Below are 13,385 nucleotides of genomic sequence, written 5' to 3'. Positions count from 1 at the left end.
AGAAAAAATAATATGATTCAGAAAAAAATAGTCACATTAGCGACATCCCTTATCATGTTGCCTGTTTTCAGTCAACAATCCCAGGCAACTATAAAACTCACCGCCGAAAAATTACATTCAAGAGTACGTGAATGGCCTTATCCTGTAAACGGAATAACGGTACCTACCAATGCTCCTGCCCTGCTTTGGCCGGGGACCAATGGAAAAAGAATGGTAACCCCAATGGAAAGCGGAAGTGATATTCCGGAAGATCCAAATATTGGCAATGTACGCTACAAAGTGATGCTCGCAAGCGATAAAAACTTCACCAAAAACCCGTTCACCAGTACCGAACAACGTTGGGCGGTCTATCCGTTACATCAGGCCTTAAAAGCCGGAAAATGGTATTGGAAATACGGTTATGCCTTAAAAGGCAGCAATCAATGGACCTGGTCGCCTGTTTACGATTTTGTGATTGATGCCAAATATGCTGCGCAAAAGGTAGCTCCTCCCATTAGCGAAGTCCTTAAACGAAATGAAGGTGCACATCCTCTTTTATGGGATATGAACCGCATAGGCGAGGCTTTTTACCGCAACAATCTGAACAATCCGGAAGCCAAAAAATTTATTGCTTTCGCAGAAAAACTAATGCTGGCACCTCTTCCAACAGAAAAACCGCAAAGAGTCATTGATACCACAGGCAAAAATCCGTTAGAAAAGAAAATTATTATCGAACGAATGTATCATGGTTTTGGAGATGCTGTTGGAAACCCGGTTCGCAATTTATGCATCGCCTATCAGCTCACCAAAGACAAACGTTTTATTTTGGATGCCAAACGCAGAGCTTTAAACCTTGCCAACATGAATCCTGACGGCCTGGCAACAGGAGATGATTTTACAAGTGGTGCCGTACTAGAAGCCCTGGGCTGGTTCTACGATAGCGGTTATGATTTTTTAACGCCGCAGGAAAAAGAAACCTTAAAAAACATCATCACGATCAGAGCCAAAAGAGTTTACGACCATTTGCCCAATCGTTTTGAGCTGCATGTAAGCGACAATCACGTTTGGCAAATCACCTTGCGTAACCTTGCCATCGCAACTGTAGCGGTAATAAACGATGTACCCGAAGCCAAAGAATGGCTCACCTATATGTACGAAGTCTGGTCGGCACGTTTTCCGGTCTTGGGCACTACTGATGGTGGCTGGCATGAAGGAAACGGCTATTTCAGAGTCAACTTTAAATCGATTATTTACCTGTCTCAAATGTTTGGTGACTTTAGCGGGGTCGATTATTTTAAATTACCATGGATGCAAAATCTTCCGTACTACATGCTATACACCCATCCAAACGGTGCGGCAAGTACTGCCATTGGCGACATGTGGGAAAACATTCCGTACATCGTAAAAGGCGAAGCCTGGTTTGCCGATGCTTTGACCTACCGTATGAATGATCCTTATCTGAACTGGTATGTTGGTGAAATCAAAAGAGACTATCCGGCCTATTATCACGGTACCGATGATTTTTTATTCTTTAGATTATTAAACTACAAACCCGATAGAAACTTACCTGTAACCTCGCCCGAAAAACTCCCTAAAACTCGAAAATTTGCCGATGTGGGCGTTGTAGCCATGCACGAAGATCTGACCAAAGCCAATACAACCCTGAGCAGTTATTTGTTCAGCAGTCCGTTTGGTTCTTCGGGACACGGTCACGCTTCGCAAAATGCTTTTACGATTAATTATAAAGGGAAAGTTCTCTTTGGCGGAACAGGATATTACAGTAATTTCAGCGACAAACACAATCTTTTAGATTACAGATCTTCTAAAGCATACAACACCATTTTAGCCGACAGTCTGAACCAAAAAATTGGAGAAGAAGGTTACGGATGGATTCCGAGAGCGATTTCCGGTCAACGCATCCAATACGCTTTAGGAGATGCCAGCAATGCTTATGGCGACATTAAAAGTGATTTCTGGCTCAACAGATTCAAACAAATTAATGTAGTACCGAATAAAGCAAACGGTTACGGAGAATCTGGTGTGACCTTGTACCGCAGACATATGCTGCAGCTTGAAGGCGGGTATATTGTTTTATACGACGAACTGGAAGCTAAAACTCCGGTAAAATGGACTACTCAGTTTCATTGTCCGTATTATACCATTGAAGGGCAAAATTCGGCGAATGCCAAACAGCAAAACTTCATCGTAAAAACCGATTTAGGAAATGTAAACACCAGTGTTTTTGCTAATAGTCCACTAAAAATGGCTGTACACCATCAATTTTACGAAGCGGCTGTCAACTGGAATAAAGTAACCAACGACGAAGGTCAAATCAAAGATTTTAAAGACCAATGGCATGCCGGAATCACTTCTGAAGCCAGACAAAAATTCAGATATTTAACCATCATACAAATAAAAGACGGCAAAACAGAAATTATAAAAACGCTATCAAACAATAGCTTCTTGTCGCATTTTCAGATTGGCGACTGGGACATACAAGTACAATTAGACGGCGAAAAACCGGCTGCTTTACAAGTTACCGGAAAAACTGCAAAATCATTATTTAGTTATGGAAGTTTACCCATTACATTTGAAGGTAAAACTTTTTCACCAAAAATTGCGGGAAGTTCTGTATTGCTTGAAATGAACGGTACTGAGCTAAACAAACAGGAAGCTGTTGACGAATTACCGGATGTAGCCAAGTACGACAAAAATTAAAAACAAAAGGACGTTTGCTTTTTCTTTAAATTTAGAGTTAAATTACCGATAACCTATTAAACACAAACCAAACCATTAAAATTGAAACTTTCATGAAGAAAACGATTGCCCTAGCTGTGCTTTTCTATCTTATCCTTTTTGCCGTTAAAAGTCAGGCTCAGGTACAGGATCGATACTTCCGTACGATTTCGGTTGATAAAGGCTTGTCGCAAAGTTCCGTTTTTGCTATTGAACAGGATACTCTGGGGTTTATCTGGATAGGAACTCAGGACGGACTAAATCGTTATGACAGTAAAGGTTTTAAAGTGTATCGTCCCGTAAAGAATGTCAAAAACAGTTTGCAATCGTACTACATCCGAAGTCTGTTTACCGATCATAAAGGGCAATTATGGGTGGGCGGTAATCAGGGAATTAGTGTTTACAATTACAGTACCGACAGCTTCACCAATTACAAGCTTCCGCGAACTATTGGCGAATGGTACATCTCGTCGATCACGGAAGACCCTGCACATAGAATTTGGGCGACCTCGATTACCGGAGAAGTTTTTGTGCTGAACCCTGAAGAACAGAATTTTTCATCCATCCGATTTAATGCTTCTTCGCACGAAATCAAAAAAATTGCCTACATCGGCGTTTGGCAAAAACAAATAATTCTGGGAACAGATGTTGGTCTGTTTAAACTAAATCCCAACTCACATCAGCTTACAAAAATTAATTTAGGCACTAAAAAGCCGTATATCAATGCGGTTTATATCGATGGTAAAAAGCTGTGGGTGGCCACCGAAGGAGCAGGTCTAATTTGCTACAATGACGAAAATGGTCAGACCTCTTCTCTGCTCCACACCGCCGGAACCAAGAGTATTGCAGATAATAACATCAGATGTATTGGAAAAGATACCGAAGGAAATATCTGGCTCGGCACTTTTAAAGGACTCACCATTTTTAATCCTAAAACCAACTCTTTCAGTAATTATTACCATCAAATAGCACAGCCTTACACCATCAGTCAAAACTCTGTTCGCTGTTTCTTTAAAGACAAGCAAAACGGAATCTGGCTGGGAACGTATTACGGAGGCATAAATTACTATCATAAAAACGATATTAAATTCAACTTATTAAGCCAAAACTCCGGAAAACCTTCTTTGAATGATGAGGTAATTGGCGCAATCAAACAAGATTCAAAAGGCAACTTCTGGATTGGAAGCAATGACAAAGGCTTGAATTATTGGAACAAAAATGCCAATACTATCAGCTATTTTTCGAACAGTGAGAACAACGCCAACAGCTTAAGTTCGAACAATATCAAAGCCATAGAATTTGATGCTAACGGGAATGTATTAATTGGTACCCACAACGGCGGATTAAATGTACTCAACCCGAATACCGGTTTTGCACAACGTTTTCGCCATGACGAAAACAATCCCAACTCGATCGCAGGAGATTTGGTTTACAGCTTATTGAAAGACTCTAAGGGGCGTATCTGGGTAGGTACACGATCGGGATTGGACCAGTTTCATCCGGAAACCAAATCGTTTACACACCTTCATTTAGACAAAGCCGGAAAACGTCTGGCATCAGATGATATTACTTTTCTTTTTGAAGACAGCAAACACCGAATCTGGATTGGAACGACTAATGGTGTCACGCTTTTTTATCCGGACACTAATCTGTTTGCCACTATCGGTCGAGGCAAATTAAGCGATGATATCATAAATTGCATAACCGAAGATCCAAAACACCGAATCTGGATTGGTACCCGTGAAGGATTACGGTTGTACGATGAAACTCAGGAATCCTTCAAAAATAGTAAAGCCCGAAAAGATTTTGTTAAAGAAAACATTTACGGTATCCTTCCGGACGACGAAGGAAATTTATGGATTTCGACCAACAGCGGCTTAATCAAATTTAATCCCGACAAAGGTTCTGTACAGACTTTTGACGAAAGCGATGGTCTGCAGAACAAACAATTTAACGATTATGCCTTTTGCAAAGCCAAAGATGGTATGCTGCTTTTCGGCGGAATCAAAGGACTTTCCTATTTCTATCCTACGATTGTAAAGCAGCAGCCGCTTCCTTTAAAATTAAGTTTTACCGCTTTAGAAGTATTAAACAAAACGGTTGCTGCCGGAGATGATACCGACATACTCGAAGGACATATTGACCAAACCGATGAATTAGAAATTGGACCTGAATACAAACAGTTCAGCATCTTCTTTAATACGTTTAATTATATTTCTTCCAATCGAACTTATTACTACTACAAACTGGAAGGAATCGACAAAGACTGGCAGCGAACAGATGAGCTTAAAGTAAGTTACAGCAACTTATCTGCAGGAAACTACAACTTCCAGATCAAAGCCGTTGGACCAAACGGAGAAATGAGTGCTGTTCGAAACTTAAAAGTTATTATACTTCCGCCCTGGTATAAAACCATCTGGTTTTCTTTGCTATTGCTCACCATCATTGGTACGGCAGCCTATATTGGTTTTAAAATTATAAAAGAAAGAATAAAAGCCGTTCAGCAATTAAAATTGGAACGCATCGATAAAGAACGTGTAAACTATATCAATCAGGTTAAAATGGATTTCTTTACCAATGTTTCTCATGAACTAAGAACTCCTTTAACCCTGATCTTAGCACCCCTCGAAGAACTTTTAAAAATGCCGTTTACCGATAAAGTTTCCAAAAAGAAACATGAATTAATGTTTATCAATGCCAAAAGACTCTATAATTTGGTCGATCAACTTTTTGAGTTTCGAAAAACCGAAATGGGCACGCGACAATTAAAAGTAGGCAAAGGCGATATTGTAAGTTTCACGCAGGAGATTTTTGAGTCTTTCAAACCGCTTTCAGAGAAAAACAGCATTCACTATACCTATCATTCTGAAGAGCCACAATTGTCATTTTATTTTGACAAAGATGCTATGGAAAAAATCCTCTTCAATCTTTTATCCAATGCTTTTAAATATACTAAAACCGGGCAAAGTATTGCTGTCACACTAGTACAGAAAAAAGATACGGTACAAATAAAAGTCGCTGACACGGGAGTCGGAATTAGTACGGAAGATTTATCAAAAGTTTTCGACCGTTTCTATCAGGTAAACAATCGCGAAATGAATTTGGGTTCCGGTGTTGGTTTGGCCTTTACCAAACGTCTGGTCGAATTGCATCATGGTGATATTACTGCCGAAAGTAAAATGCAGGAAGGAAGCAGTTTTACTGTTACCATTCCTATTTCGGATGCGATTTACCAAAACGATCAGCATGTGGAAGAATCTGCTTATGACCTCGCAATCCTGTCCGACAACGATCTTGAAAATGAAGATGCTTTACTGCCGGAAGAAAATGAAATCATCGAAAAAAATCAACCTGTTAAGCTTTTAATCGTCGACGACAACAAAGAGATTTTAGATTATCTACAGGATTATTTCAGTAAAATATACGAAGTCACCGTAGCTCATAACGGACAAATGGCATTGGAACTTCTGGAAATCCAGCCTTATGATCTGATCATCAGCGACGTGATGATGCCCGAACTGGATGGTTTACACTTTTGCAAACGCGTCAAACAAAACATTAATACTTCGCACATTCCGTTGATGCTTTTAACAGCAAGAACCGAAACCAGCCAGCAGATAAAAGGACTCGAAATGGGTGCCGATGATTATATTACCAAACCATTTTCGACACCTTTACTGGCAGCGAAAATCACCAATCTGTTGCGCTCCCGCAAAAGACTGAAAGAATATTATGCAGTCGGAAAAGAAATGGTTCCGGAAAATATTGCTTTTAATACACTGGATGAGGAGTTTCTAAAACAGGCCATTCGCATCGTTGAAGATCATTTGGCCAATTCTGAATTTTCAGTAGATCAGTTTAGCAGAGAAATTGGCATGAGCCGATCGAATCTGTATTTAAAATTAAAAGCCATTACCGGAGAATCGGCTATGGATTTTATCAAACGAATCCGATTTAAAAAAGCGGTCGAATTGATGCAGAGCAAACGCTATACGATTGCACAAATCACTTATATGTGCGGATTCAACTCTCCTTCTTATTTTTCTACAGCCTTTAAGCAGCATTATGGCTGTATGCCAAGTGAGTATTTAGCAAAAATCGACGATACAAAAGAATAATTCAAACTACACAAACTACTATACCATGCAAAAAACAATCTTTATAAAATTCTGATACTATTGTGTTAGACATCAGCTAAAACAAGGTTTTTAAAAAAGCCTCAAAACAATCCCGGATTTCAGTTTTGAAAATCAGAATCCTGTCCAGATGAAACAGTCATTTTGGAACAGGAAGGCTCGAACTATGCCTTAACGGAACTGTTTTATTGAAAAAAATAACATCCATATAACGTTTAAAATTAAAATGCCCTTTATGAAAATAATGAAACTCCTTTTTATACTGACTTTCATTTTGCCGATCACTACAATTGCGCAAACAAAAGCAACAGTAACCGTTCACAATAATTCGATCATAGATCGTAAAGAAACGGTTGTAGCCATCCCCTGGAAATCGGTACTTTCCTCCTGTCCGCAAATTGACACAGCTAACTTTGTCGTATTGAACACCCTCACCAAAAAGCAAATTCCGTTTCAGTTAGAACATCGCGGAAATATTGCCGTTCAAAATCTACTGGTACAAATTGATGTAAAAGCAAAAGCAATTCTGAATCTTTCCATTCAAAAAGGAAAACCAGAACCTTTTGCTGTCAAAACCTATGCTCGTTATGTACCGGAACGTCTGGACGATTTTGCCTGGGAAAATGATAAAATTGCCTTCCGAGCCTATGGAAAGGCTCTTGAAAAAACTGAAGGTGACGCTTACGGTTATGATGTTTGGGTAAAACGAACCGATAAACTCGTCCTAAACGATCGCTACAAACGCAACGACTATCATATCGATCATGGCGACGGATTGGATTATTATCACGTAGGACACACTTTAGGTGCAGGAAATATGGCTCCGTACGTAAAAGATACCATTCGATATTCGGGCAATTACCACCAATGGAAAATTTTAGACAATGGACCTCTCCGCACCACTTTTCAACTGACATATGACCTCTGGAATGCCGGTGGAATACCCGTCAAAGCCACAAAAATCATTTCTATAGATGCCGGTTCACAGCTCAACCGAATGGAGAATATTTACACATTTGATGATAAAAATCCACTGCCAGTAGTTGTTGGAATTATTAGACGGGAAAAAGCCGGTGTTCTTTCTTTAAACGAACAGCAAGGCATAATGGGGTATTGGGAACCCGCTTTTGATAAAGATGGTACTACGGGAGTTGGTTCCATATTAACAACTCCGGCAAATGCCATGTGGGTAAACAAAGAACAATTACTCACCAAAACCACTGTCAGAAATAATGAACCTCTTGTCTACTATACTGGCGCAGCCTGGGACAAGGCTGGAAAAATTACTTCGGCCAGACAATGGTTCAATTACCTCGATCATTTTAATGAAGAGCTTAAAAATCCATTAACAGTCAGTGTAAAATAGCAGTAAAACGAAATCATAATTCATAGCGCGCATCTTTTATAGCCACAGATTCGAATGATTTTATGGATTAACTCCTCTAATCGGCAAATCTGTGGCAGAATCAAAATATTAAATCCCTTTAATCGGTGTAATCTGTGGCAGATATTTTAAAGTGATGAATGTGTTAAAAATAAAGGCCTTCAACGAAATAAAAACAAATTAAAATTACTAATAACCAAAAACAAACAAAAATGTCAATTAACTTATTTGATTTAACCGGAAAAACAGCACTCATTACAGGAGGCGTTCATGGTTTAGGAATGGCAATGGCCAAAGGACTGGGACATGCAGGAGCAAAAATTGTAGTAAACGATCATTCCTCACAACAAGCAGTTGATAATGCGATTGCTGAATACAAATCAGAAGGAATTGAGGCCTTCGGATACTTGTTTGATGTAACAGACGAAGCTGCCGTAATTGCGGCCATCAGCAAAATTGAGGCCAAAGTAGGCCCTATCGATATTTTAATCAACAATGCCGGAATTATCAAAAGAACTCCAATCATAGAAATGGAAGTTGCAGACTTTGAAGCGGTAGTAAAAGTAGATCTGACCGGTCCTTTTATTGTTTCAAAAAATGTGGCAAAAGGTATGATCACACGCGGAGGAGGAAAAATCATCAACATGTGTTCAATGATGAGCGAACTGGGAAGAGACTCTGTAAGCGCTTACGCTTCTGCAAAAGGCGGACTAAAAATGCTGACCAAAAATATGGCCACCGAATGGGCTAAATTTAATATTCAGACCAACGGAATTGGTCCTGGCTATTTTGCCACAAGTCAAACAGCACCTATCAGAGTAAACGGACATCCATTTAATGAATTTATTATGGGAAGAACTCCCGCAGGTCGTTGGGGAGATCCGGACGATTTACAGGGAGCCGCCATCTTTTTAAGTTCAAAAGCAAGTGACTTTGTAAACGGTCATATCGTGTATGTTGACGGTGGAATATTGGCAACAATAGGAAAACCTTCAAACGAAGACTAATACTTTCCTTTTGGATACTATCTTAAAAGGTCAAAACTAAACTAAAATGATAAAAAGTAACATTGATAAAGCAACGGGTTTCGAAAAGCGATTTGAAAACATCGATACAGTTGTTTTCGAAAATTCAACCGAAGCCTCTAAAGCAGTCGCTCAGCAAATTGCAGCACTTATTCAATCCAAACAAAAAAACAACGAATCTTGTGTATTAGGCTTGGCAACCGGCTCTTCTCCAAAAGGATTGTATACCGAACTGGTTCGTTTGCACAAAGAAGAAGGCTTAAGTTTCAAAAACGTAATTACTTTCAATCTCGACGAATACTATCCGATGGAACCGGATTCTGTTAACAGTTATGTTCGATTTATGAAAGAATTGTTATTGGATCAAATAGACATCTTACCCGAAAACTACCACATTCCCAACGGACAACTATCCAAAGAAGAAATCGCGGATTACTGTCACGAGTATGAAGCTAAAATCGAAGCTTTGGGCGGAATCGATCTGCAAATTCTTGGAATCGGCGGAAACGGTCATATTGGATTTAACGAATCGGGATCGCTACAAAACTCAAAAACGCGTTTAGTGGCTTTAGATCACATTACCAGAGTAGCAGCCAGCGGAGATTTTTCCGGTCTTAGCAATACACCAAGGACCGCCATTACACTTGGAGTTAAAAAAATAATGGAAGCTAAGCAGGTCATTCTAATGGCCTGGGGAGAAGGAAAATCCAATATCATAAAAAAATCGGTTGAAGGAGAAGTGACCAATCAAATTCCCGCTTCGTTTTTACAGGAACACAACCAGGTTGTTTTTGTACTGGACAAAGAAGCATCCTCAAAACTAACGCGTATCAACAGACCCTGGCTGGTTGAAAAAATCATCTGGACCGATAAACTGATTCGAAAAGCGGTTTTAGGACTGGCACTCGATTTAAAGAAACCAATTTTGATGCTTACCGATGCCGACTATATTGAAAACGGGATGAGCGATTTACTGGCCGATTCAGGTCCGGCATACGACATTAACATCAGGATTTTCAATAAACTTCAAAATACTATCACGGGTTGGCCCGGAGGTAAACCAAATGCTGACGATACAAATCGCCCGGAAAGAGCAGAACCAGTCCGAAAAAAAGTATTGCTTTTTAGTCCGCATCCTGACGATGATATTATCAGTATGGGCGGAACTTTTATGCGTTTGCAGGAACAGGGACACGAGGTACATGTGGCCTATCAAACTTCCGGAAATATTGCCGTTGCCGACGATGAAGCCCTGAGATTTGCCAAATTTGTCTGTGATTACAATGACAAATTTAAAATACAAAGTATCGAAGCTGAAACCATCTGCAAAAAAGCGGAACACTTTTTAAAAAACAAAAAAGCCAGTGAAATTGATATTCCGGAAGTTCGCTATTTAAAAGGATTGATCCGAAAAGGAGAAGCACGTGCTACCAGTCAATTTGTAGGTTTACCGGAAGAACAGATTCATTTTATGGAACTTCCTTTTTACGAAACTGGAGCCATTGAAAAAAAGCCTTTGGGCAGTGAGGATATCCAACTGACCATGGATTTAATCGAAAAAATCAAACCGCATCAAATCTATGCAGCAGGAGATTTAGCCGATCCGCACGGAACGCACAAAGTATGTCTGGATGCGATCTTTGAAGCTGTAAAAACACTAAAGCCAAAACCTTTTATGAACGATTGCTGGGTGTGGCTCTACCGAGGTGCCTGGCAGGAATGGGGAATCGATGAGGTTGAAATGGCCGTACCAATGAGTCCCGATCAGGTATTGGCAAAACGTCACGGAATTTTCAAACATCAGTCGCAAAAAGACGGTGTTGTTTTTCAGGGTACCGATACCAGAGAATTTTGGCAAAGAGCCGAAGACCGAAACAGCGAAACAGCCCAATTGTACAATCAGTTAGGTTTGTCACGTTACGCCGCAATGGAAGCCTTTGTACGCTGGGAATTTTAGCTTACTAATTCAAATCATACCTTTATTTTGTTCAAAAATGGATCGATTATAAAATCGTCCATTTAAAAAGAAGCCTTCTCAGATTATTTTGAGAAGGTTTTTTGATTTTTCAGAAATACGGATCCTTTTAATAGGTACCATTCCTACGGAATTCAAACATTCGGAACCAATTTATTATTTGGATGGATTAAAATCCATCCCTACAATATTGGTCGAGCCAATGGCTCTCGCCCTAAAGTTCCGGAGGAACGAACGATATTGTAACAACGGATTTTAATCCGTTGAATAAAATGATATCACAACAATTGAATTCCGTAGGAATGGCACATATTAAAAATAATTGGTAACTTTTCAGACAATTTCGAGTCAAACCTATTAAAAACCAATGACAACAGACATTATAGAATTAAATGATTTTATTGTTTTAATTGAACAATCGAATACCTCTAAGACTTTCATACAGCAATGTGAAATCGACGGAGATGCTGTTGGCTTTGCCTTTTATGGTTCCGGAAATGTTGAACTGGAAATCAAACACAACAATCAGACTAAATATCTGACCAATACAACCGGACTCGCCATTTGTTTTTTTGGCAATCAAAAGGTAGAGTTCTCTCATAAAATAGAACCAGATAAACCGCTACAGTCCATCAGCATCTTCACCAAACCAAAACATTTACATTCTCTGCCTCAGGCCGAGAAAGAAATTTTTGAAAATTACCTTCCTGAATTATTAAATCCGCAGGAACATTTTGTGCAAGGACCTTCCTTTTATATGACTTTAGAGATGCAGGTCGCGGTTCAAAAGATTTTCAATACCACCTACACCGGCAATACGAGATTACTGTTTTTAAGAAGCCAGGTCAACGAACTTTTGGCTCACTTTTATGCGTTGCTCGCAACAGGTACCAAAATTGATCTTTCGGAAATTGATAAAAACAAACTTTTCAAAGCAAAAGAAATTGTAACCAACAGCTATTCAAAACCACCATCGATCACACAATTATCGCAAATGGTAGGCTTGAACAGTAACAAACTAAAAAAGAATTTTAAAGAACTTTTTGGCATTCCTGTTTTCAAATTCGTTCAGGAAGAAAGACTGCACAAGGCTTACGAATTGTTGCGTGACAACGAAAAAACAGTTCAGGAATCGGCCTGGGAGGTGGGTTATGACAGTCTGAGTTCGTTTTCGAATACCTTTCATAAAAAATTTGGTATGCGTCCAAATGAAGTTCGGCAGCAATTCTTTTCAAACAAATCATAATTCTTTTACGACAAATGAATCCGTTTTAATCTAAACACCTTTGTATCAGTAATCCTTTAAAAAATACTGATATGAAAAATACAAAAATTTTAGTTCTGGGTTCCAATGGAAAAACAGGACGCAGAGTAGCCGAAAGATTAGAACAAATTGAAGGTATTGAAGTTCGTTTGGGTTCCCGAAATGAAAAACTACCTTTCGATTGGGAAAAACAGGAAACCTGGCCCACTGTTCTACAGGGAATCGATACAGTTTATATTACTTTTCAACCCGACCTGGCCATTCCTTCAGCGGTAAAAACGATTCAGAATTTTACTGGTCTTGCCACAAAATTGGGAGTACAGAAGATGGTTTTACTTTCGGGAAGAGGCGAAAAAGAAGCACAGCTTTGCGAGGAAATCGTTAAATCGGCTGCCAAAAACTGGACCATTATTCGTGCCAGCTGGTTCAATCAGAACTTTAGCGAAAGTTTCTTTTTAGATCCGATATTAGCCGGAATAGTGGCCTTACCAAGAGCAGAAGCACTGGAACCTTTTACCGATGCTGATGATATTGCCGACGTGGTTACTGCCGCTCTTTTAGAAGACAAACACAACGGACAAACTTATGAATTAACCGGTCCAAGGTTATTGACGTTCCAACAAGCCGTAAATGAAATTGCCGAAGCCAGTGGTCGAAATATTACCTTTAAGGGACTATCGTTAGAAGAATACAATCAGCTTTTGCAGGAATATCAGGTTCCGGAAGATCATATTTGGCTCATCAACTATCTTTTTGAACAGGTTTTAGACGGTAGAAATTCCAGTATTACCTCGGATATAGAAAACATTTTGGGCAGAAAAGCAAAGGATTTTTCCGTCTACGCGAAAGAGACTGCCAAGACCGAAATCTGGAACTCCTAAAACTA

The 13,385-nt window shown here is 39.5% G+C and carries 7 protein-coding genes; all 7 read left to right on the top strand.

Going from position 1 to position 13,385, the window contains the following annotated elements; all coding sequences use genetic code 11:
- Positions 1-12: 12 nt before the first annotated feature.
- The 7 genes from C245_RS0104255 (at position 13) to C245_RS0104225 (ending at position 13,380) form a co-directional block, all read left to right on the top strand.
- Positions 13-2,697, top strand: coding sequence for a DUF4962 domain-containing protein (locus C245_RS0104255; RefSeq protein WP_035746161.1), 2,685 nt, complete (start codon positions 13-15; stop codon positions 2,695-2,697).
- A gap of 92 nt (positions 2,698-2,789) precedes the next feature.
- Entirely contained in the window at positions 2,790-6,833 is a 4,044-nt protein-coding gene (locus C245_RS0104250; RefSeq protein WP_017495339.1) for a two-component regulator propeller domain-containing protein, read from the top strand.
- Positions 6,834-7,086: 253 nt separating this feature from the next.
- Positions 7,087-8,217: a DUF4861 family protein gene (locus tag C245_RS0104245; RefSeq protein ID WP_198288038.1), complete on the top strand. Its 1,131-nt coding sequence runs from the start codon at positions 7,087-7,089 to the stop codon at positions 8,215-8,217.
- Positions 8,218-8,447: 230 nt separating this feature from the next.
- Positions 8,448-9,242, top strand: a complete 795-nt coding sequence (locus tag C245_RS0104240) for a gluconate 5-dehydrogenase (protein ID WP_017495337.1) — start codon at positions 8,448-8,450, stop codon at positions 9,240-9,242.
- A 46-nt stretch (positions 9,243-9,288) separates the two neighbouring features.
- Positions 9,289-11,217, top strand: a complete 1,929-nt coding sequence (gene nagB / locus C245_RS0104235; protein ID WP_017495336.1) for a glucosamine-6-phosphate deaminase — start codon at positions 9,289-9,291, stop codon at positions 11,215-11,217.
- A gap of 385 nt (positions 11,218-11,602) precedes the next feature.
- On the top strand, positions 11,603-12,481 hold the full coding sequence (locus C245_RS0104230; protein ID WP_017495335.1) for an AraC family transcriptional regulator: 879 nt from the start codon (positions 11,603-11,605) through the stop codon (positions 12,479-12,481).
- A 71-nt stretch (positions 12,482-12,552) separates the two neighbouring features.
- Complete coding sequence (locus C245_RS0104225; protein ID WP_017495334.1) at positions 12,553-13,380, top strand: SDR family oxidoreductase; 828 nt, start codon at positions 12,553-12,555, stop codon at positions 13,378-13,380.
- Positions 13,381-13,385: the final 5 nt, after the last annotated feature.

It is taken from the genome of Flavobacterium sp. WG21 (assembly GCF_000335775.1).
Taxonomy (GTDB): domain Bacteria; phylum Bacteroidota; class Bacteroidia; order Flavobacteriales; family Flavobacteriaceae; genus Flavobacterium; species Flavobacterium tructae.
The sequence above is the reverse complement of the archived record's forward strand: the minus strand, read 5'-3'. Positions and strand labels throughout refer to the sequence as shown.